18 protein-coding genes are annotated in these 19668 nt (G+C 70.6%); 5 read left to right on the plus strand and 13 right to left on the minus strand.

Annotation, left to right across the window (positions count from 1 at the left end; all coding sequences use genetic code 11):
• Positions 1-55 precede the first annotated feature (55 nt).
• Together PKE79_RS12245 and PKE79_RS12250 are read left to right on the plus strand one after the other, a co-directional pair.
• Positions 56-1528, plus strand: a complete 1473-nt coding sequence (locus tag PKE79_RS12245) for an aldehyde dehydrogenase family protein (protein ID WP_271173977.1) — start codon at positions 56-58, stop codon at positions 1526-1528.
• A gap of 322 nt (positions 1529-1850) precedes the next feature.
• Entirely contained in the window at positions 1851-3203 is a 1353-nt protein-coding gene (locus PKE79_RS12250) for an FAD-binding oxidoreductase (protein ID WP_271174079.1), read from the plus strand.
• Positions 3204-3245: 42 nt separating this feature from the next.
• Here PKE79_RS12250 and PKE79_RS12255 read toward each other — a convergent pair whose 3' ends face one another.
• The 5 genes from PKE79_RS12255 to PKE79_RS12275 all read right to left on the minus strand — a co-directional run bounded on the left by PKE79_RS12255 (position 3246) and on the right by PKE79_RS12275 (position 7448).
• Positions 3246-3782: an RNA polymerase sigma factor gene (locus PKE79_RS12255; protein ID WP_271173978.1), complete on the minus strand. Its 537-nt coding sequence runs from the start codon at positions 3780-3782 to the stop codon at positions 3246-3248.
• Positions 3782-3967, minus strand: coding sequence for a hypothetical protein (locus PKE79_RS12260; RefSeq protein WP_271173979.1), 186 nt, complete (start codon positions 3965-3967; stop codon positions 3782-3784). Before PKE79_RS12260 ends, PKE79_RS12255 begins: the two co-directional genes overlap by 1 nt.
• A gap of 345 nt (positions 3968-4312) precedes the next feature.
• The gene (locus PKE79_RS12265; protein WP_271173980.1) at positions 4313-5851 is read right to left on the minus strand and encodes a tripartite tricarboxylate transporter permease; all 1539 of its coding nucleotides are present in this window, start codon (positions 5849-5851) and stop codon (positions 4313-4315) included.
• Positions 5851-6429 carry a tripartite tricarboxylate transporter TctB family protein gene (locus PKE79_RS12270; RefSeq protein WP_271173981.1) on the minus strand — a complete coding sequence of 193 codons (579 nt, stop codon included), beginning with the start codon at positions 6427-6429 and terminating at the stop codon, positions 5851-5853. Before PKE79_RS12270 ends, PKE79_RS12265 begins: the two co-directional genes overlap by 1 nt.
• Positions 6426-7448, minus strand: a complete 1023-nt coding sequence (locus PKE79_RS12275) for a tripartite tricarboxylate transporter substrate binding protein (protein ID WP_271173982.1) — start codon at positions 7446-7448, stop codon at positions 6426-6428. Before PKE79_RS12275 ends, PKE79_RS12270 begins: the two co-directional genes overlap by 4 nt.
• Before the next feature lie 123 nt (positions 7449-7571).
• Here PKE79_RS12275 and PKE79_RS12280 point away from each other — a divergent pair, with 123 nt between their 5' ends.
• Positions 7572-8852, plus strand: coding sequence for an ATP-binding protein (locus PKE79_RS12280; protein WP_271173983.1), 1281 nt, complete (start codon positions 7572-7574; stop codon positions 8850-8852).
• Positions 8849-9571, plus strand: coding sequence for a response regulator (locus PKE79_RS12285; RefSeq protein WP_271173984.1), 723 nt, complete (start codon positions 8849-8851; stop codon positions 9569-9571). Before PKE79_RS12280 ends, PKE79_RS12285 begins: the two co-directional genes overlap by 4 nt.
• 13 nt (positions 9572-9584) lie before the next feature.
• Here the strand turns inward: PKE79_RS12285 and PKE79_RS12290 are convergent, their stop codons facing one another.
• From PKE79_RS12290 to PKE79_RS12325, 8 genes are all read right to left on the minus strand, one after another.
• Positions 9585-9920 (minus strand): hypothetical protein, encoded by a 336-nt coding sequence (locus PKE79_RS12290; RefSeq protein WP_271173985.1) that lies wholly within the window; start codon positions 9918-9920, stop codon positions 9585-9587.
• A 79-nt stretch (positions 9921-9999) separates the two neighbouring features.
• Positions 10000-11571: an HNH endonuclease signature motif containing protein gene (locus PKE79_RS12295; RefSeq protein ID WP_271173986.1), complete on the minus strand. Its 1572-nt coding sequence runs from the start codon at positions 11569-11571 to the stop codon at positions 10000-10002.
• A gap of 92 nt (positions 11572-11663) precedes the next feature.
• Positions 11664-12467 (minus strand): HpcH/HpaI aldolase family protein, encoded by an 804-nt coding sequence (locus tag PKE79_RS12300; protein ID WP_271173987.1) that lies wholly within the window; start codon positions 12465-12467, stop codon positions 11664-11666.
• Complete coding sequence (gene hpaH, locus PKE79_RS12305) at positions 12452-13240, minus strand: 2-oxo-hept-4-ene-1,7-dioate hydratase (RefSeq protein WP_271173988.1); 789 nt, start codon at positions 13238-13240, stop codon at positions 12452-12454. Before hpaH ends, PKE79_RS12300 begins: the two co-directional genes overlap by 16 nt.
• Entirely contained in the window at positions 13237-14400 is a 1164-nt protein-coding gene (hpaD, locus tag PKE79_RS12310) for a 3,4-dihydroxyphenylacetate 2,3-dioxygenase (RefSeq protein ID WP_271173989.1), read from the minus strand. Before hpaD ends, hpaH begins: the two co-directional genes overlap by 4 nt.
• Positions 14401-14434: 34 nt before the next feature.
• A complete protein-coding gene (hpaE, locus tag PKE79_RS12315; RefSeq protein WP_271173990.1) occupies positions 14435-15946 on the minus strand; it encodes a 5-carboxymethyl-2-hydroxymuconate semialdehyde dehydrogenase in 1512 nt (503 codons plus the stop codon).
• The gene (locus PKE79_RS12320) at positions 15943-16650 is read right to left on the minus strand and encodes a GntR family transcriptional regulator (RefSeq protein WP_271173991.1); all 708 of its coding nucleotides are present in this window, start codon (positions 16648-16650) and stop codon (positions 15943-15945) included. The genes hpaE and PKE79_RS12320 overlap by 4 nt, the downstream gene beginning before the upstream one ends.
• A gap of 4 nt (positions 16651-16654) precedes the next feature.
• Positions 16655-18121: a fumarylacetoacetate hydrolase family protein gene (locus PKE79_RS12325; RefSeq protein WP_271173992.1), complete on the minus strand. Its 1467-nt coding sequence runs from the start codon at positions 18119-18121 to the stop codon at positions 16655-16657.
• Between the two features lie 158 nt (positions 18122-18279).
• Here PKE79_RS12325 and PKE79_RS12330 point away from each other — a divergent pair, with 158 nt between their 5' ends.
• Complete coding sequence (locus PKE79_RS12330; RefSeq protein ID WP_271173993.1) at positions 18280-19662, plus strand: MFS transporter; 1383 nt, start codon at positions 18280-18282, stop codon at positions 19660-19662.
• Positions 19663-19668 lie beyond the last annotated feature (6 nt).

Below are 19668 nucleotides of genomic sequence, written 5' to 3' on the forward strand. Positions count from 1 at the left end.
TAAAACAGAGGTCTCGGCCGCGTAAAGACAATGAGGTTGGAAGGACGACTCGACGATGAGCGGAACGCAAGGCACAGCCAGCAAACTCGCCGCATCACCTAGGGGACGCATCGACGACTCGCTGTGGATCGACAACGAACGGCGCATCCCGTCGGGCGACACGTATCTCGTCGTCGACGATTCCGCCACGGGGGACGAGATCGCGCAGGTTCGCTCGGCGGACGCGGATGACGTCGACCGCGCTTTCGCCTCCGCACGTCGAGCGCAGCAGGAGTGGGCTCAGGTCTCGCCGACCGGCCGTATCGCGATTGTCGAGCGCGCCACGCAGCTCCTGGACGACGCCAAAGACGACCTTGCCGCCACCATGCAGGCCGAGGTCGGCACGGTCCAGGCGCAGATCTACGGTTCACAGGTCGGTCTCGGTCTCGCCGCGCTCCGCTACACCACGGCCGCCGCGCTGCCCGCTCTCGAGGAGAAGCGCACTGTCGGACGCTCGGAGGTGGTCTATGAACCTGCGGGCGTCGTCGGGGCCATCACCCCCTGGAACTATCCCCTGATGCAGGTGGCGCTGAAGGTCGCTCCGGCCCTGGTGTCCGGCTCCACAGTCGTCCTGAAGCCGCCGAGCGTCGCACCGCTGACAGCCTTCCTCATCGGCGAGGCCTTCGCGCACGCCGGGCTGCCCGCTGGCGCGCTGAACATCGTGTGTGGCAGCGGCGGCCGAGTCGGAAATGCGATCGCAGGGCACCGCGACGCCGACTTCGTCTCGTTCACCGGGTCGACTGGAGCCGGTCGTCTCGTCGCGCAAGCTGCCGCGAAGTGGGGCACGCGCAATTCGCTCGAGTTGGGCGGAAAGAGCGCCGCGATCGTCCTCGACGATCACCTCATCGAACCGGCCGTGCGGCACACCATCGCCAGCTGCTTCGCCAACGCTGGTCAGACGTGCGCGGCGCTGTCTCGCCTCATCGTCCCGCGCCACCGCCTTGGTGAGGTCGAGCAGGTGGTGCGAGACGTTCTCTCCGCCGTCGTTGTCGGCGATCCCCGCGATCCCGCGAGCACCGTCGGGCCGCTCTCGAACAAAGGCCAGCAGGACGCAGTTCTCGGGTATCTGCGCCAAGCCGCCGAGTCTGATGGCGTCCGGATTCTCGCGGATGTCCGCGCGGAACACCTCACGCGGGGATGGTACGTCTCGCCGACGGTGGTGGTGGCCGACGATCCCTGGGCCCCGATCGTGCAGGAAGAAGTGTTCGGGCCTGTGCTGGTCATCCAGCCCGCCGACGATGAGGCTCACGCCGTGCGCCTCGCCGAAGGCACTGAGTTCGGCCTCATCGCGCGGGTGTGGACGCACGACGACGACCGGTTCACCGACGTCGCGCGGCGGCTGCGGGTGGGAGGCGTCATCCAGAGCGACACGGACACTGACTGGGCCGCCCCCTTCGGCGGGGTGAAGCACTCCGGTCACGGTCGCGAGCGCGGCGTCTTCGGGATCGAAGAGTACCTGGTCCCCAAAGCGCTGCAACGCAGGCGCTGACCTCCGTGCGGTTCGTGGCAGACGCCTGTGACTCGGCCCAGCCCTTCGCTTCGCTGGAGTCGACGCCTTGGTGCTCTCGAGCATCCTGCAGATCGCGCCGTGCGAATGCGACGGCGTCATCCGACGCCTGCGGGGTGTCCGCACCATCGCGCACGCCTCGCGAAGGACTGCACATCACGCGACCGCTGGTGTCGTGCGTGTCCACGAAGGACTTGACCCGAAGTCAGCGTGGTGGCGGTGCGGGCCCCCGAAAGTGTCTCCATACCGAGCACACGCTGATAGCCGACCCCTTTGTCGGCGCGTGAGGAAGGAACCCGTGACCATGATCCTCGACGAACTCGTCGCTCGACTCCACCCGACGCAGACCCTCACTGGAGACGCCACTGAGTCGTATACGCGCGACGCGTCGCCGGCGGTGCCCGAGATGCCGCTGGCTGTCGTGCTCGCGGAGTCGACGCAGGATGTCTCCACCACGCTGGAATGGGCGAGCACCCACCGCGTCCCCGTCATCCCGAGAGGGGCCGGCAGCGGCGTGTCCGGCGGCGCCACGGCAACGAAGGGGAGCGTCATCGTGTCTCTGGAGCGCATGAAGGCGATCCGCGAGTTGCGCCCCGCCGACCGATTGGCCGTGGTCGAGCCCGGCGTTATCATCGACACGCTGGATGCGGCCGCCCGCGAGCAGGGCCTGATGTTCGCTCCCGATCCCGCGAGTTCCGCCTGGGCGACGGTTGGAGGCGCCATTGCCACCAACGCCGGCGGATTCCACTGCCTGCGACACGGCGTCACAGCTGACAGCGTCCGCGCACTCACAGTGGTGCTCGCCGATGGCCGGGTGCTGCGCACCGGGGCGCGCTCTCGCAAGAACGTCGCCGGTTACGACCTCACCCACCTCTTCGTGGGGTCGGAGGGGACGTTGGGCATCGTCACCGAAGCAACGGTGAAACTGGAGCCGATTCCACGCGGCCAGACGCGGACGTTCCTGGTCGCGTTCCCGTCGCTGATGCAAGCCGGGAGCGCGGTGTCGGAACTCATGGCGAGCAGCATCACGCCGGATCTTCTGGAATTGCTGAACAGGACGACCGCCAATCTCGTGGAGGACTTCGAGCCGGGACACCTGGATCGCGGCGCCGCGGCGACGCTGATCGGGCAGGTGACCGACCTCGACGCGGATGCGCAGATCCATCAATTGCGGACGCTCTTCGCCCGGCATGGTGGTGAGCACTTCGAGGTCCGGAAGGGCGATGCGCTCATCGAGGTCCGCAAGCGCGTCCAGCCAGCCCTCGCGGCGCGCGGAATGGGCGTCGCCTGGATGTCGAGCGATGCCGCCGTGCCGCCGTCTCGACTGTCCGAGCTGCTCCGGCACATAGAGCAGCTCCAGATCGAGGACGGCCGCGACATCTCGGTGGTGGCGCACGCCGGCGACGGCAACATTCATGCAGCCGTCGCCGGCGGCGCAGGAGGAGCCGACGACCTCGCGGCGGCCAAGCGCATCGTGCGAGCGATCGCCGAGCGGGCCGTGCAGCTGGGCGGAACCGTCACTGGTGAACACGGCATCGGTTCGCTCAAGCGCGACTTCCTGGCGCTGCAGTTCGACGAAACGGCACTTGAGGTCCAAGCACACATCAAGGCGGCACTGGACCCGGCGGGGATTCTCAACCCGGGCCGGGCCGTCTGAGATCTCGAGGGATGCCGCATTTGGATCAACCGCGCGCGACGCTCAGGCCGAGAGGATCTGCCGCAGTCTCGCCCTCGCTCGGGCGTATCTGCTTCGGATGGTCGCGGGGCGCCTGCCGAGGATCCCTGCGATCTCGGCCAGGTTGAAGCCGTCCCAATGGTGGAGCTGCACGATCTCCCGGTCGAGCGGCGCGAGCGCACCGAGGGCGTCGCGCACACCTTCGGAGACGCTCTCGTCGAGGGGAACGTCGTGCCGGATCTGCTCGGCTGCGCGCTCTCTCAACCGGCGACGCCGGGCCTGTGCGCGCACATGGTTGCTCAGCACGTTCCGCGCGACCCCGAAAAGCCACATCCTCGCGCGTGTCTGATCGAACGGAATGTCGTCGGCTCGACGCCAGATGATCACGAACACGTCACCGGTGAGGTCCGCCGCGTCTTCGACGGAGTCGACTCTGCGCGCGAAGTACGCGAACAGCGCGTCACGGTGCAGCTTGATGAAGGACGTCGGGGTTGCCGGGACTCCCGATGACCACAGTTCCTGGATGTCTGCCGTCTCATCGCGTGCTCCCTCCGCCGCCATCAGTAGCGCTCCCACCGGCAGTCGGATGTGGCGATGGTCCCGACATCCGTCGCGGCGAGCAGATCCTCCGGGATCTCTTCGACCACCATCGTGCCGATGCCGTACTGAACCGTGAGGCGGTCAGCGGCTTCCTGCGTGAGGGCGGGGTCCCGCCCCAGCTGCTGGCGGCGATCATGAAGCGGCACTCCACGTGTCGTCCGGTCACGGTCGTGTACTCGATCGGGATGACCGCGTCGGGCTCGAAGGTCGGAATGACGGCCGATGCCCCAGCGGTCGCGGCGATGGCCGCCGCGAGGAGCCCGGTGCCGAAGAACGCCATCCGTCGCCGCCGTGCCCTCGCGTTCTCAGCTGCGGCGCGGTGGCGCGCGTCGGCTTCCGCGCGATCGAGCATCGCCTCGAGCACCAGGGGGCTCCGCTGCCACACGCCGTCGCGAGGTGCGAGAAGGCGATCGAGCTCGCTGGAGATCCTGCAGCAGGCACGCCGAAGGCCCGGCACGTCCCGTTCGGGACGCACCGGGCCTCAGCGCGGATCAGCGCACGAGCGACGTCTCGCTCGTCGCCGCCTCGAGCTTCTGCCGCCGGCGCGCGACGACCCGGCCGCGGATCGAGAACGCGAGCACGACGGCGAGCAGCGCGTAGAGCGCGATCGGGATCGGCCCGCCGACGAGCACCGAGAAGTCGCCGTTGGCGCTCATCGCGGCGTCGCGGAGGCTCGTCTCGGCCAGTGGGCCGAGCACCATGCCGATGATGAGCGGCGCCAGCGGATAGTCGACCGCCCGCATGATGAAGCCGACGATGCCGATGCCGAGCAGCATGAGCAGGTCGAACGTCGAGCCGCCGGTCGCGTACGTCCCGAGCGCGCAGAACACCGTGATGCCGGCGAACAGGTACGGCCGGGGGATGAGCAGCAGCTTGGCCCACAGCGTCGCGAACGGCAGGTTGAGGATCAGCAGGACGACCATCGCGATGAAGAAGCTCGCGAGCAGCGACCACACGAGATCCGGCGCACGCTCGAACAGCAGCGGGCCGGGCTGAAGCCCGTACTGGCGGAAGGCCGCGAGCATGATCGCGGCGGTCGCCGAGATCGGGAGGCCCAGGGCGAGCAGCGAGCCCATCGCCATGCCGGTCGTCGAGTTGCCCGCGGCCTCCGGGGCGGCGAGACCGCGGATGGCGCCGCTCCCGAACCGGGGGACGTCCCGACGGGCGTCGAGCCGCTTCTCGAGTCCGTACGCGAGGAAGGTCGGGATCTCCGACCCGCCCGCGGGCACGATCCCGAAGGGCACGCCGATCGCCGTGCCGCGCAGCCACGCGGGCGCCGCCTCGCGGAACTCGGTGCGCGAGAGCCAGGGCCGACCGGCCGGCTTGACCATCGAGCCCTCGCCCGACTGCCGCGAGAGGCACGCGACGTAGATCACCTCGCCGAGCGCGAGGACTGCCACGGTCACGGTGACGAGCGAGATGCCGTCGAAGAGGTACGGCGACTCCAGGGTGAAGCGCGGAGCACCGGACACGCTGTCGACCCCGATCACGGCGATCCCCAGCCCGAGGAAGAGCGACGCCATGCCGCGCAGCGGCGTGTCCGTCACGACGGATGAGGTCGCGGCGAACGCGAAGACCGCGAGCGCGAAGAACTCTGCCGGGCCGAAGCTGCTCGAGAAGTCGGCGAGGAGCGGCGCGAGGAAGACGACGAGCACCGAGGCGACGAATCCGCCGATGAAGGCGCCGATCGCCGCGGTCGCGAGCGCCTGCGCCGCACGACCGCTGAGCGCCATCCGGTGCCCCTCGAACGTCGAGGCGATGGCCGAGGCCTGACCCGGCGTGTTCATCAGGATGCCCATGGTCGAGTCTCCGAAGAGCCCGCCGAAGTAGACCCCGGCGAACATGATGAATGCGGCGGTCGGCTCGAGGGCGAAGGTGACCGGCAGCAGCAGCGCGACCGCCATCGACGAGCCGAGGCCCGGCAGCACGCCCACCGCGGTGCCGAGCAGGCATCCGACGAGGACCCAGATGAGGTTCTGCCAGGTCAGCGCCCCGGCGAATCCGTCGGCGAGAAGAGGAAGGACGTCCATCAGAGACCCCCTCCGAGAATGCCTGACGGCAGCGGGAGGCCGAGCAGCATGTCGAACGCGATGTAGATGACCGAGCTCAGGGTGAGACCCACGAGCGCATTGAACAGCCAGCGCGACGACGCGAACCCGCGCACGACGCCGACGAACAGCAGCGTCGCCGCGATGATCCAGCCGAGGACCTCGAGCAGGAGCGCGAAGGCGAGGAACGACCCCACGACCCACAGCAGCGATCGCCAGCGCGGACGGGAGAGGATGCCGCCTGCGCTGTCGGCTGCCGCGTCATCGGTCTGCGTCCGGCTGCTCTGCCACTGCCGGAAGCCCGAGAGCCCGAGCAGGACCGCCAGCAGGTAGAGGCCCGCCGAGATCAGTCCCGGGAAGAACTGCGGGCCGGGGAACGCCGCGCCCTCCGGGACCGACATCGTGAGGATGCCCCCGAGCAGGTAGCTCGCGAAGGCCGCCAGGAGCACGGGCATCACGAGATGCGCCGCGAGCGTCGCGATCGACGGCGCCGTCGTGCGGGGCGCCCTCGGATCGCCCACGACCGCGGACAGGGCGGTGGGATTGTTCGAAGGCATCATTGCCCCATCTCCTCGTAGAGGTCGGCGATCCGAGCACGCTCGGATTCCAGGAAGCCGGTCAGCTCGTCACCCGTGATCACGCGCTCCGTCCAGTGGTAGCGCTCGATCGCGTCCTGCCACTCCGGAGTCTCGAGCGTCTCGAGGACGAGGTCGGTGAGCTCCGTGCGCTCTGTCTCAGACAGGGCGGAGGGTGCGGCCACCATGCGCCAGTTCGTCAGCGCCACGTCGTAGCCCTGCTCGGCCGCCGTGGGGATCTCGATGCCCTCGACCGGCTGCTCGGCGATCAGCGCCAGCGCCCGCAGACGTCCGGACGCGATCTGGTCGATGTTGTCGGGGTAGCCGCCCGTGGCCGCCTGCGCGGTCCCGTTCAGCAGGGCCTGGATGGCCTCGCCACCGCCATCCGAGGAGATGTACGTCGTCTCCACCGGATCGATGCCCGCCGCGAGCGCGAGACCGGTCGCGACGAGCTGGTCGAACGAGCCGCCGCCGGTCCAGGGCAGCGCCCGCGGATCCTCCCGCCATGCGGAGACGAGATCGTCGAGGGTCTCGTACGGGGAGTCGGCGGGGACGACGACCACGTCGTATTCCTCCACCATCACGGCGATGGGCGTGACGTCGTCGAGCGTGGCGGCCGAATCGAACTGGATCGTCGCCGCGAGGAGGCCGGTTCCCCCGACGAGGAGGTTGTTCGGCTGCCCCGCGAGGACCGACACGTTCCCGAGCGCGATCGTGCCGCCGGCGCCCGGCATGTTCACGACCTGCACGTTGTTCACCAGGCCGTTCGCCCGCTGCGCCTGCTGCATCTCGCGCGCGACGCCATCCCATCCGCCGCCCGGAGCGGCGGGAGCGATGATCGTCATCGATGCATGGAGGTCCGTGCCGGCGGCTGCCGACGTCACGGATCCGTACACGGCGGTCGCGATCGCCGCCGTCGCGAGGGAGGCGCCGATCACGCGTGTGACCGTGCGGGCGACCGGCGAGCGCCCACGGGGAGGGGTGACGGAATCGTCTGTGCTCATCTCTGCTCCTTCTGCGGACACCTTTGTCGCCGCAAGATGAGTAATAGGATGAGCCGCCGTGAGAGCGCGCGCCTCGTCCCGAGGTGTTGTGATCATTGATGCTCACCGAATCCTCGCGAGGACATGACAAGGACCGCCGACACCCGAACGCGCGCCGTGCGCCTCGTGATGCTCTTCCTGCCATCCGTCATCGTGCTCGCCGCGGTCGGCCTGACGACGCTCGTCGCGCTCACGGTGCAGGAGCGGAGCATCCGGGAGGCGACGACCCAGCGCGTGCACGACGTGGCGCGCGGTCTCGCCGAGCTGAACGAGGTCCGCACGGCGGTGGAGGCGGCCGGTCCGATCGGGACCGCCGAGCGCCCCGCCGACGCATCCTCCCTCGCGACGGCGACCGCGGCGCTGCAGCCGCTGGCGGACGTGATCCAGCGCACGGCCGGGGTGTACTACGTCGTGATCACCGACGACGAGGGCGTGCGGATCACGCATCCCGATCCGTCTCAGCGAGGGGTCCAGGTGTCGACCACCACGGAGCCGGTGCTTGCGGGGGAGGAGTTCGTCGGCACCGAGACGGGGCCGTCGGGCGCCTCGCTCCGCGCGAAGGTGCCCGTGGTGGGCTCGAACGGGGCCGTGGTCGGCATGGTGGCCGTGGGCATCCTCGAGTCGAGCATCTCCGCCCAGACGGCCGCGGGCGTCGAGAAGCTGCTGCCCTGGGCATCCGCCGCGCTCATCGCCGCAACCCTGGCGAGCTCGCTGCTCGCGGCCGCGATCGAGCGACGGTTCCGGAGGAGCGACGCCATGGAGGCGGAGCACCGCCAGCTGCGTCATGTGACGGCGGCGCTGCGCGAGCAGGCGCATGAGTTCGGCACCCGACTCCACGTGATCCACGGACTCGTCTCGCACGGCGATCGCGCAGAGGCGCTCCAGTACATCGAAGGGGTCGTGCCCGTCCTCTCCGGGAACGGGGGCGAGGGGGTCTCGCGGCCCTCGGGGCTGCTGAGCGCGAGCATCGAGGCGCTCCGCTCCGAGCTGAGCGCGCGTGGGACGCGGCTCGAGACCGACATGGATCCGGACGTCCCGATCGACGAGGGAGTGCTCCTCGTCTTCGCGAATCTCGCGCGCAACGCCGCCGAGGCGGGGGCGTCGTCGGTGCGCTGCTCGCTGCGGCAGGTCGACGGCCGGTTCGTCGGAGCCGTTGAAGACGACGGGCCCGGCATCGACCCCGCCGACGTCGATCGCGTCTTCACGCGCGGCTATTCGTCGAAGCCGGACGCGTCGGGCGTCGGGCGCGGGATCGGTCTGGCGCTCGTTCGGCGCACCGTCACGTCGCGCGGCGGCACCATCGAGCTGCGTCGATCCGCGCTGGGCGGGTCGCGTTTCGACTTCGATCTGGGTGCCGAGCGATGAGCGAGCGGATCGGGGTGCTCATCGTGGACGACGATGCCGCGGCGCGCGCCCTGCACAGCCGGTTCGTCGCCGAGACGCCGGGGTTCTACGTGGCGGCGACGGCGGCCACCGGGCGAGCGGCGCTCGCCCAGCTCGGACGCGGCGTCGATCTCGTGCTCCTCGACATGCGGCTTCCCGACATCAGCGGGATCGAGGTCCTGCACCGTCTGCGGACCCTGGGAGAGGCGGGGGCGGACGTCCTCGTGATCAGCTCGTCCCACGATCAGGTGACCGTCCGGCAGGCGCTCGCCGCACGCGTTACGGGGTACCTCGTGAAGCCGTTCACGCAGGAGGTGCTCCAGGAACGGCTGCGAGCGTACGCGGCCGACGCCGACCGACGACGGGCGGACGCTGCAGATCGGCGTCTCTCCCAGGGCGAGATCGATCGCCTCCTCGCCGTCGGCACCACGCGGGCTCCCGAACGACCGAGGCGCGAGGGGCGTGTCGAGCTTCCCAAGGGACTCGCCGCGCAGACACTCGAGCGCGTCCTCGCGGCGCTCGACCCCGTCCGTTCGGTCTCCGCCGAGGAACTCGCGGCCACGTGCGGGATCTCGCGCGCGACGGCTCGCCGGTACCTCGAGCACCTCGTCGCCGAGGGGCGGATCGACATCGCGCACAGCTACGGGCGGCGGGGCCGCCCGCGCGTGCTCTATCGGCTGGCCCCGGCGCCGTCAGGCTGACGGCACGCGCGCGTCAGCGGCTGTCGAGGGCGGGCCGCGGAGTCAGCATCAGGGCGGTGGCGATCGCCGCCGCGGTGAGACCGAGGACGCCGGTGGCGAGCAGAGCGAGGCCGGCGGGCCACACCGTGTGGTACTCGGCCTCGTAGGTGTATCCGTCGTACGTTCGGGTGAACTCGAGCGTTCCGCTGCTCGTCAGCACGATCCCGACGACGAGCGCGACGACCGGGATGCTCCATGCCAGCCCCCACGCCAGGCGTCGTCGGGCCGACCACGGGTCGTCGATCTGTTCGGCCGAGGCTGCATCGAGATCGAGTCGGTGCTGTTCGTGCTCGGGCGCGTCTGAATCCACGTCTGCACCCTATCGGCGAAGAGCGGCCTGAGGCATGGACACGACGGGCGGCGGCGCCTGCCGTCTGCCCGCGTGCGTGTCAGAAGGGCGGTGGTTCGTTGTCGGGTGGGGTGAAGCGGGCGACGGGTGGTGGGGTGTCGGTGTAGACGCGCCCGTTCGGGGACGTCCATTCGAGCACGCCGCCGGGGCCCTGGGTGACGGTCCATTCGGTCATCTGCTCGAGCATGTGATGCGTTTCACAGAGGTACTCGAGATTGGCCACGTTCGTGGGCCCTCCCCGGGAGTGGGGATGGGTGTGGTCGATGTCGACGTAGTGCTTCCGGATGGCCTGCCGGCATCCGGGGAACCGGCACCGCTCGTCCCGCGCCTTCAGGAACCGCCGCTGCGCCATCGTGGGGAACCTCTGATCCACGGTGAGGAGCACCCCGGTGTTCGCGTCGGTGAACGCCCGGTTCCAGATCGTCGCGTCCGCGGCGATCTCCTTGGCGTCGATGATCGGGATCGGACCCGCCCCCGCGAGGGTGGCGCCCTCGGTCCGGTTCGTGGGGTCCGCCAGTGCGGTGGCGGGGATGGTGATGTGCACGCTCCCGCGGATCGCCCCGAGCCCGACAGGCTTCGGGGCCGGGCCGAACGCCGAAACCGCGCCAGAGCCCGAGCCCGTGCAGGGCGCTGAGCCCGCGCCGGCACCGGCGTCGGCCGTGGCGCCCGTCGCGCCGAGCCCGACGTCCCCGGCTTTCGCATCGGCCGTGCCGCCTGCACAGTTGCTGGTGGCGCCGAGTCCGGCGTCGGTGTCCTTGTCCTTCGCGTCCGCGCTGTTGCTCGGTTCGGGGAAGGTGGCGCCGTAGAGGTGGTCGTGGCCGGTGGGGATGCCGGTGAGGGTGAGGTCGGTGAAGATGTCCGCCCGGATCTCATCCAAGGTGCGGTCATCCGCGAGCGCGGCCGGGTCGCCAGCGCGGCGGGCCGCGGCGCGGGCGGCGAGGACGGTCTTGGCCATCTGGTCGATGCGGTCCATCATCCCCACCCCGAGCACGTTCGCGACCTCCGCGTCGAACGCGCCCATCGCGTCCTCCCCGGGCCGGAACCCCACCCGCCGGCGCCTGCGTGCGGCCTTGTGACGGTCGCTGATCGAGACCGGGTCCAGCTCCTGCGCGACCTTCCGCGCCACCTCCGCCAACGCGCCCGCGGTCATCGGCACCCGGTCCAGCCGCTCCAGCACCCGCACCTCGAACACGCTGCGGGTCTCGTCGTCGTCGATGCGGTCTCCGCACAGCACGATCGTGCGCGCGTGCGGGAGCGACACCGTCCCTTCCGCGAGTCGGTCCCGCACGACCGGGAACCGGGAGACGAGGTTCGTCGCGTCGTTCATCTGCCGCTCCACCGACCGGCCCGGGGTGTGCGTGGCCGCGGCGATCTCCTCCGCGATCGCCCGATGCGCCCACGCCCGCGACGAGCCCCCGGCCGCGACCTGCCGCTCATGCTGCGCCCACGCCACCTGCGACGCCGACGCCAACGCCATCTGACGCGCCGCCTGGGCATGCGCGATCACCCTGTCCGCCGCCCGGATCGCCTCGATCGCCGACTCCACCGCCGCACGCTCCGAAGGCGTCGGGGACGGACCATCCCCTTCACCCCACACGGCTCCATCGCTCATGAAACCAGTGTCCCGCCGACCTCGGACATTCGAAGGCCCCTACGAGCCAGAACGAAGCACAAAAGGTCACAGAACGATAACGAAGGTGAAGGTCAGGTCGCAGCCCGCCAGCGCTCCGCGTCCTCTCCGATGAAGCCGTCCGCGAGCGCCTCCGACGCGCGTGCGAGCAGCGCGACATCCGCTCCCACGAGCAGGAAGCGCGCGCCGGCCTCGGCGTAGGCGCGCGCGGCCGCGGGGTCGAACGCGTTCACGCCGCACGGCCGGCCCACGGCCGCGGCCGCCTCGAAGACGCGCTTCACCGCGGCGACGACCTCGGGGTGCGTCTGCTGCCCGAGCAGCCCCATCGACGCCGCGAGGTCGGCCGGGCCGACGAAAACGCCGTCGATGCCCGGCGTCGCCGCGATGTCGGCGGCGTTGTCGACGCCCTCCGCGGTCTCGATCTGCACGTACACGGCGACATGCTCGGCCGCGTCGCGCAGGTAGCCGTCGACCCGGTTCCAGCGCGCCGAGCGCGCGAGAGCGCTGCCGACGCCGCGTCGCCCTGCGGGCGGGTACTGAGCGGCCTCCGCGACCGCACGCGCCTCGTCGGCGGTCGAGATCATCGGCACGAGGAGCGTCTGCACGCCGAGGTCGAGCACCTGCTTGATGACGACGGGGTCGGCCGACGGGATGCGCACGCCCGCGGTCACGGGGTACGCCGACACGGCGTGCAGCTGCGCCAGCACCGACTCGAGCCCGTTCGGGGCGTGCTCCATGTCGATGAGCACCCAGTCGAGTCCCGATCCCGCCATGATCTCGGCGGCGACGGGAGAGCCCGAGCACACCCATCCGCCGTACAGCGGCCGCGTCGCCTCCGCGAGCCGGTGCCGAAGGGTCGGGTTCAGACGAAGCGGCATGAGATGGCTCCCATCGGCCCGTAGTCGGCGAGCACGGAGTCGCCCCTGTCGATCCAGACGGGCCGCGTGAACGAGCCCGCGAGGACGATCTCGCCCGCCTCGAGGCGCGCTCCGTGCTGGTGCAGCTTGTTCGCGAGCCACGCGACGCCCGTGCCGGGGTGATTGAGCACTCCGGCGGCGACGCCCGTCTCCTCGATCGTCTCGTTGCGGTAGAGCAGCGCCGACACCCAGCGCAGGTCGACGTCGTCGGGCCGGGTCGGGCTGCCGCCGAGCACGAGGCCGCCGTACGCCGCGTTGTCGCTGATCGTGTCGACGATCGTCCGCCCCTCCAGCTCGACGTGCGAGTTCAGGATCTCGAGTGCGGGCGTGACGTACTCGGTGGCCCGCAAGACGTCGAAGAGCGTGCAGTGCGGGCCCTCGAGCGGCGCGCTCAGCACGAACGCGAGCTCGACCTCGATCCGCACGTTCGAGAAGCGGTCGTGCGGGATGCGCGCGCCGCTCTCCCAGACCGTGTCATCGAACATGACCCCGTAGTCCGGCTCGGAGATGCCCGTCGCCTGCTGCATCGCGCGCGACGTGAGCCCGATCTTCCGGCCGACGAGGCGCCGCCCTGCGGCGATCCGGCCGTCGCGCCAGATGCCCTGGATCGCGTACGCGTCGTCGACGGTCGCCTCCGGATGGCGCGCGGTGATGCGCGGGATGAGCGTCCGGTCGCGGTCGGCTGCGGCCAGCTCGTCGGCGATCGCCCGGATCGCCTCGGCCGAGAGGCTCACAGCTGGTGCCCCAGCTTGTACTCGCCCTGCTTCCACTCGGGCATCGCCTCGTCGTCGTCTCGTCGCGTGTACGAGAAGCCGTCGGCGCCGATCGTCACCGCCATCTCGCTCGCGTCGGTGCGGGCGCGCACGGGCTGCGGGTTGCCGTCGAGGTCGAGCACGAGCGACGCATCGGTGTACCAGCTCGGCACGACCGGATTGCCCCACCAGTCGCGGCGCTGGTTGTCGTGCACGTCCCACGTGATGACGGGGTTGTCGGGGTCGCCCGTGTAGTAGTCCTGCGTGTACACCTCGACGCGATGGCCATCGGGGTCGCGGAGGTAGAGGTAGAACGCGTTCGAGACGCCGTGTCGCCCCGGTCCGCGCTCGATCGCGTCGGAGCGGCGCAGTGCCCCGAGCTTGTCGCAGATCGCGAGGATGTTGTGCTTCTCGTGCGTCGCGAAGCACACGTGGTGCATGCGCGGGCCGTCGCCGCCGGTCATCGCGGTGTCGTGCACGGTCGGCTTCCGGCGCATCCATGCCGCGTACACCGTGCCCTCCTCGTCCTGGATGTCCTCCGTGACGCGGAATCCGAGGCTCTGCATGTACGACACCGCCCGCGGGACGTCGGGCGTGACCTGGTTGAAGTGATCCAGGCGCACGAGCTCGCCGGGGACATGCAGGTCGTACCGCCACGACATCCGCTCGACGTGGTCGGCCTGGTGGAAGAACTCGTACGGGAAGCCGAGCGGGTCCTCCACGCGGACGGAGTCGCCGATGCCCTTCACGAAGCCCTCGGGTCGGCGCTCGACGCGGCACCCGAGCTCGGTGAAGAAGGCGACGGCGCGTTCGAGGTCCTCGGGTGAGCGCACGCGGTACGAGAACGCCGCGACCGCCGCGACCGGGCCCGTGCGGAGCACGAGGTTGTGGTGGATGAACTCCTCGGTCGAGCGCAGGTAGATCGTCGTGTCGTCCTCCTCGGTCACGTAGAGGCCGAGCACGTCGACGTAGAACGCGCGGGATGCCGCGAGATCGGTCACCACGAGCTCCATGTAGGCGCACCGGAGGATGTCCGGGGGAGCGGCAGCGGGGCGGGGGATCGGGTTCGCCGCGGCGATCGGCGCCTCCTGCGAGACGAAGTAGCCGGAGGAGGTGAGGGTCATGTCCTCGCGTCGGGTCATGTCATGCGTCCTTGCGTGAGCGGATGGCCGGGAGTCAGTTCCTGCCGAAGGTCGGGTTGTGCACCTCGCCGAGGGTGATGTGCACGGCCTGCTGGTCGGTGTAGAAGTCGATGGAGCGGTAGCCGCCCTCGTGGCCGAGCCCCGACGCCTTGACGCCGCCGAACGGCGTGCGCAGGTCGCGCACGTTGTTCGAGTTCAGCCACACCATGCCGGCCTCGACCGCCTGCGCGACGTTGTGGGCGCGCTTGAGGTCGTTCGTCCAGATGTACGCCGCGAGCCCGTACTTCGTGTCGTTCGCGAGCGCGAGCGCCTCCTCGTCGGTGTCGAACGGCGTGATCGCGACGACGGGCCCGAAGATCTCCTCCTGGAAGATGCGCGCGTCGCGCGGGACGTCGGCGAACACGGTCGGCGCGACGAAGTTGCCGAACGTGAAGCCGTCGGGCTGCCCGCCGCCGGCGACGAGCCGACCCTCGCTCTTGCCGATCTCGACGTACGACATCACCTTCGCGTAGTGCTCGGGGTGCACGAGCGCGCCCAGCTCGGTCGCGGGGTCGTGCGGGTAGCCGACCTTCACGCGCTTCGCCTGGGCCGCATACCGCTCGACGAACTCGTCGTACACCGCGCGCTGGACGAGGATGCGGCTGCCGGCCGTGCAGCGCTCGCCGTTGAGCGAGAAGACGCCGAAGATCGTCGCGTCGATCGCGGCGTCGAGGTCGGCGTCGGCGAACACGATCGCCGGGCTCTTGCCGCCGAGCTCCATCGAGAGCCCCTTGAGGTGCGGGGCCGCGTTCGCGAAGATGATCTGCCCCGTCCGGCTCTCGCCCGTGAACGAGATGAGCGGCACGTCGGGGTGCTTCACGAGCGCGTCGCCCGCCTCCTCGCCCAGGCCGTTGACGAGGTTGAACACGCCGCGCGGCAGGCCCGCCTCCTCGAAGATGCCCGCCCACAGCGACGCCGAGAGGGGCGTGAACTCCGCCGGCTTCAGCACGACGGTGTTGCCCGTCGCGAGCGCGGGGGCGAGCTTCCAGGACTCGAGCATGAACGGCGTGTTCCAGGGCGTGATGAGCCCCGCGACGCCGATCGGCTTGCGGTTGACGTAGTTGATCTGACGGCCGGGCACCTTGAAGGTGTCGTCCGCCTGCGCGACGACGAGGTCGGCGAAGAAGCGGAAGTTCTCGGCCGCGCGCCGCGCCTGGCCGAGAGCCTGCGTGATCGGCAGGCCCGAGTCGAACGACTCCAGCTCCGCGAGCCGCGCATCGCGCGACTCGACGATGTCGGCGATGCGGTGGAGCACGCGGGAGCGCTCGCGCGGCAGCATGCGCGGCCACGGGCCATCCGCGAACGCGCGGCGCGCAGCCGCGACCGCGCGGTCGACATCCGCCCTCTGCCCGGCGGCTGCCTGCAGGTACACGTCGTTCGAGACGGGCTCGAGCACGTCGAACGTGCCGCCGTCGACGGAGTCGACGAACTCCCCGTCGATGTAGTGCTGGATGCGCTCGGGCAGGTCCGCGGGCACGTGCCGGCGGTCGAGGGCGATGTCGGTCATGTCTCCTCCTCGGTGAGGGGCTTCGTTCGGTCGGTCTGCGTCTCGGCGGCGTGGCGCTGCGCGAGGAAGGCGTTCATGGTCGCCCAGCGGTGCTCCCGCGCCGCGAGCTCGATCTCGAGGGGCTCGGCGCCCGAGCGGATGAGCTCGAGGATGCGGTCGTGCTCGGCGACGGACTCGTGCGCGCGGCCGGGGACGAAGGCGAAGCTCGAATCCCGCAGCCCGGCCATCCGCGTCCATCCGCGGTGCACGAGGTCGAGGATGTGCGGATTGGGGCAGGGCTCGAAGAGCACCGCGTGGAACTCCTGGTTGATCACCGTGAAGCGGTGCGGGTCGAAGTCGTCGAGCAGCCGGCGCAGCCGCTCGTTGATCGCGCTCGCGCGGTCGAGGTCGGCGGCGTCGAGGAGCGGAGCCGAGAGCGAGGTCGCGACGCCCTCGACCACCCCGAGCGTCTGCATGGAGTGGAGGTACTCCGTCTCGTCGACGAGCGTCACGCGGGCTCCCACGTTGCGCTCGAACTCCACGATGCCCTCGGCCTCGAGGCGGCGCACCGCCTCGCGCACGGGGACGACGCTCATGTCGAGCGCGGCGGCGATCGAGCCGAGCACGAGACGGTAGCCGGGGCCGAACTCGTGCCGCTGGATCCGCTCGCGGATCCACTCGTACGCGCGCTGCGACTTGCTGAGGCCGGTGAGGGTGTCGGTCATGCTCTCATCCTCCCGTCCCGCGGGCGGCGTCGAAGCGCGCGCGCCACTCGGCGTTCATGGGGAAGAGGCCCTCGACCGGGTGACCCGCGGCGACCTGCTCCGCGATCCAGGCGTCCTCGGCCTCCTGCGCGAGCGCCGCGTCGGCCACCTCGTCGGCGAGAGCGGGCGGGATGACGATCACCCCGTCGTCGTCGCCGACCACGATGTCGCCAGGGACGACGGTCGCGCCGCCGCACGCGATCGCGATGTCGGCGTCCCACGGCACGTGACGTCGGCCGAGGACGGCCGGGTGCGGCCCCTGGCTGAAGACGGGCAGGTCCATCTCCGCGACGGCCGCGTAGTCGCGCACGCCTCCGTCGGTGACGACGCCGGCGGCCCCGCGCGCGAGGGCGCGCAGAGCGAGGATGTCGCCGAGCGTGCCCGAGCCGCGCTCGCCGCGGGCCTCGATCACGATGACCTCTCCCTCGCCGACGGCATCGAAGGCGCGCTTCTGCGCGTTGTAGCCGCCGCCGTGGCTGCGGAAGAGGTCTTCGCGGTGGGGCACGAAGCGCAGCGTCCGCGCGACGCCGACGAGCTTGACGCCCGGGCGGGTCGGCCGCACGCCGTCGATCGACACGCTGTCGAGACCGCGCTTGCGCAGCTGCTGCGAGAGCCCCGCGACGGGAGCCTCGAGGAGCTTGGCGCGCAGCGCGGGGTCGAGGGCGGGAGCAGGGGCGTCGAGCCCGGCGGCGGCACGCGAGCCCCACGCCTCCTCGCGCTGGCGGTCGTCGACGGAGGGGAGGGATCCCAGGGCTGGATCGAACCGGGCGGCGCCCTCGATGACATGCGAGACGAGTCGGCCGCTCGTCGGGGCACCCGGCGCGTCGGGCGCGTCGACCTCGACCTCGACGACGTCGCCGGGGAGGGCGACCGACGAGCCGGCGGGGGTGCCGGTCAGGATGACGTCGCCGGGCTCGAGCGTGAGGTGCTGCGCGAGGTCGGCGACGAGCTGCCGGAAGGGGAAGAGGAGGTCGGCGGTCGTGTCGTCCTGCACGAGCTCGCCATTGCGCCAGGTGCGCACGCGCAGGCCCGCGGGGTCGACCGCGCGCGCGTCGATGAGGTCGGGGCCGATCGGCGTGTACCCGTCGCGGCCCTTGTTCCGCAGGTTCGAGCCCCTGTCGTTCGCACGGAGATCGTAGAGCCCCCAGTCGTTGGCGGCCGTGACCCACGCGACGTGGTCCCACGCGTCGTCGATGCCGATCCCGCGCGCGGCCGTGCCGATCACGAGCGCGATCTCGCCCTCGAACGCGAGCAGCTCGGTCCCGGCGGGCCGTTCGACGGTCGCACCGCTCTCGGCGAGCGAGCTCGACGGCTTGAGGAAGTACGAGGGTGCGGCAGGGCGGCGCCCGCGCTGGTCGGCGCGCGAGGGGTAGCTCAGGTGCACCGCGATGATCTTCCCGGGTCGGGGGAGGCGGCGGTCTTCGAGGCCCACGGGAGCTCCTTCGCTCGTCGAACGGATGTCGTGTACGAGATCATATACGATCTGGTGGCCCGCGCAAGGGGTGTTGTCGGAATGTATTCGAAATCGTATATTGTCCAGATCGACGGCGCGCAGACGCGCCATCCGACCTCGTCACATTGGAGTGCCAGATGTCCGCGCATCACCCGAACGGCGGGCCGCTCACGCCCACCGGCACCATCGCCTCTTCGGCCGACCGCCGCCGCGTCGCCATCGCGACCGTCGTCGGCACGACCGTCGAGTGGTACGACTACTTCATCTACGCCTCGGCCGCCGGCCTCGTGTTCGCGCAGCTCTACTTCGAGCCGGCGGGCCCGGGTCTCGGCACGATCCTGTCGTTCCTCACGGTCGGCATCAGCTTCCTCTTCCGCCCGCTCGGCGCGTTCCTCGCTGGCCACTTCGGCGACCGCTTCGGCCGCCGCATCGTCCTCGTCGTGACCCTCATCCTCATGGGAGCAGCGACCGTCCTCATCGGGCTGCTGCCGACCTACGCGCAGATCGGCGCGGCCGCGCCGATCCTCCTCATCGTCCTGCGCATCCTGCAGGGCGTCTCGGCGGGCGGCGAGTGGGGCGGCGCCGTGCTCATGGCCGTCGAGCACGCGCCGCGCGACCGGCGCGGCCTCTATGGCGCGATGCCGCAGATCGGCGTCCCGATCGGCCTCCTCCTCGCGAGCGCCATGCTCGCGATCATGAACGCCGTGTTCCCGGGCGACGCCTTCCTCGAATGGGGCTGGCGCATCCCGTTCCTCTTCTCGATCGTCCTCATCGTCGTGGGCTACTGGGTGCGCCGCCGCGTCGAGGAGAGCCCGGTCTTCACCGAGATCGCCGAGCGCAAGGAGCGCACGAGCGCGCCCGTCGTGAGGCTCTTCGCGCGCTTCGCGCCGCTCGTGGTGCTCGCGGCGCTCGTCTTCGCGGGCAACAACGCGGTGGGCTACATGACGACCGGCGGCTACGTGCAGAACTACGCGACGAACCCCGACGGGCCCGTCGGGCTCGATCGCGGCGCGGTGCTGTGGGCGGTCACGGCCTCGTCGGTGACGTGGCTCGTCTCCACGTTCATCGCCGGCTGGCTGAGCGACGTGCTCGGTCGGCGCACGACGTACATCATCGGCTGGGTCGCGCAGGGCGCCGCGCTCTTCGCGCTCTTCCCGCTCGTCAACACCGGCAGCGCCGCTCTCCTCGCGCTCGGCCTGATTCTGCTGACGATCGGGCTGGGGTTCACCTACGGCCCGCAGTCGGCGTGGTACAGCGAGATGTTCCCGGCCTCCGTCCGCTTCTCGGGCGTCTCCATCTCCTACGCGATCGGCGCCATCCTCGGCGGGGCGTTCGCCCCCACGATCGCGCAGTGGCTGCAGCAGACGACGGGCTCGTCGACCTCGGTCACGTGGTATCTCGTCGGCATGACGGCCGTCGGCCTCGTCGCGACGCTGCTCCTGCGCGATCGCAAGGGCATCAACCTGCGTCCGACCGCGGAGGCCGAGCAGTCGGAGGGCATCTACGCCTGGGAGCGCTGACCCGCG

Source organism: Microbacterium barkeri, from assembly GCF_027921765.1.
GTDB lineage: Bacteria > Actinomycetota > Actinomycetes > Actinomycetales > Microbacteriaceae > Microbacterium > Microbacterium barkeri.

Bases quoted from the DNA above. Each gene is read 5' to 3' on its own strand.
- PKE79_RS12245 (WP_271173977.1), top strand. From the start codon at position 56: ATGAGCGGAACGCAAGGCACAGCCAGCAAACTCGCCGCATCACCTAGG.
- PKE79_RS12250 (WP_271174079.1), top strand. From the start codon at position 1,851: ATGATCCTCGACGAACTCGTCGCTCGACTCCACCCGACGCAGACCCTC.
- PKE79_RS12255 (WP_271173978.1), bottom strand. From the start codon at position 3,782: ATGGCGGCGGAGGGAGCACGCGATGAGACGGCAGACATCCAGGAACTG.
- PKE79_RS12265 (WP_271173980.1), bottom strand. From the start codon at position 5,851: ATGGACGTCCTTCCTCTTCTCGCCGACGGATTCGCCGGGGCGCTGACC.
- PKE79_RS12270 (WP_271173981.1), bottom strand. From the start codon at position 6,429: ATGATGCCTTCGAACAATCCCACCGCCCTGTCCGCGGTCGTGGGCGAT.
- PKE79_RS12275 (WP_271173982.1), bottom strand. From the start codon at position 7,448: ATGAGCACAGACGATTCCGTCACCCCTCCCCGTGGGCGCTCGCCGGTC.
- PKE79_RS12280 (WP_271173983.1), top strand. From the start codon at position 7,572: ATGACAAGGACCGCCGACACCCGAACGCGCGCCGTGCGCCTCGTGATG.
- PKE79_RS12285 (WP_271173984.1), top strand. From the start codon at position 8,849: ATGAGCGAGCGGATCGGGGTGCTCATCGTGGACGACGATGCCGCGGCG.
- PKE79_RS12295 (WP_271173986.1), bottom strand. From the start codon at position 11,571: ATGAGCGATGGAGCCGTGTGGGGTGAAGGGGATGGTCCGTCCCCGACG.
- PKE79_RS12300 (WP_271173987.1), bottom strand. From the start codon at position 12,467: ATGCCGCTTCGTCTGAACCCGACCCTTCGGCACCGGCTCGCGGAGGCG.
- hpaD (WP_271173989.1), bottom strand. From the start codon at position 14,400: ATGACCCGACGCGAGGACATGACCCTCACCTCCTCCGGCTACTTCGTC.
- hpaE (WP_271173990.1), bottom strand. From the start codon at position 15,946: ATGACCGACATCGCCCTCGACCGCCGGCACGTGCCCGCGGACCTGCCC.
- PKE79_RS12320 (WP_271173991.1), bottom strand. From the start codon at position 16,650: ATGACCGACACCCTCACCGGCCTCAGCAAGTCGCAGCGCGCGTACGAG.
- PKE79_RS12330 (WP_271173993.1), top strand. From the start codon at position 18,280: ATGTCCGCGCATCACCCGAACGGCGGGCCGCTCACGCCCACCGGCACC.